The 932-nt window shown below is 71.7% G+C and carries 1 protein-coding gene; it reads right to left on the reverse strand.

Annotated elements, in window-relative coordinates:
• Positions 1–932, reverse strand: a 932-nt coding sequence (locus NQU54_RS48625) for a ketoacyl-synthetase C-terminal extension domain-containing protein (RefSeq protein WP_306279893.1), incomplete at both ends; no start/stop codon positions are given.

A 932-nucleotide genomic window follows, 5' to 3' on the forward strand; every position in this document is an offset into this window, starting at 1 on the left:
GAGTTGAGCTCCCATCCCGGCCCATTGGGCGCCTTGGCCGGGGAAGACGAAGGCGGTTTTGCCGTGGGTGGTGGCGTGGCCGGTGGTGAGGCGTGGGTGTGGCTGTCCGCTTGCGAGGGCGGTGAGGGCGGCCGTGGTCTCAGTGCTTTCGGTGGTGGTGTCGGTGAGGATGACGGCGCGGTGGTCGTGGAGGGTGCGGGTGGTGGCAAGGGACCAGCCGATGTCCACGGGGTGTGCGTCGGCGCCGGATTCCAGGTGGTCCAGGAGGCGTTGGGCCTGTGCCCGCAGGGCTGCGGGGGACCTGGCCGACAGTGTCCACGGCACGAATCCGCCGGTCGCCACGAGCCCAGGGGTGTCCGTGCCGTCGTCCGCCCGCGACATGTCTTCGGACTCGGGCTGAGGCGCCTGCTCCAGGATGAGATGGGCGTTCGTCCCGCTGATACCGAAGGAGGAGATCCCGGCGCGGCGCGGGTGTCCGTTCACCGGCCAGGGCCGCGCCTCGGTCAGCAGCGACACCGCGCCCTGGGACCAATCCACTTCGGGGGTGGGTTCGTTCGCGTGCAGGGAGCGCGGAAGCGTGCCGTGCCGCATCGCCAGCACCATCTTGATGACGCTGGACACACCCGCCGCGGCCAGCGTGTGCCCGGTGTTCGACTTCAGCGATCCGAGCCACACCGGCTCGTCACCCTGCCGCTCCTGGCCGTAGGTGGCCAGGAGTGCCTGGGCCTCGATGGGGTCGCCCAGGGCGGTGCCGGTGCCATGGGCCTCGACGGCGTCCACATCGGCCGCCGTCAGCCCGGCGTTCGCCAGGGCCTGCCGGATCACCCGCTGCTGGGAGGGCCCGTTCGGCGCGGTGAGGCCGTTGCTCGCCCCGTCCTGGTTGACCGCCGTGCCACGGATCACGGCCAGTACCTCGTGGCCGTTGCGGCGGG

It is taken from the genome of Streptomyces malaysiensis subsp. samsunensis, assembly GCF_024519315.1.
GTDB classification, from domain to species: Bacteria; Actinomycetota; Actinomycetes; order Streptomycetales; family Streptomycetaceae; genus Streptomyces; species Streptomyces malaysiensis.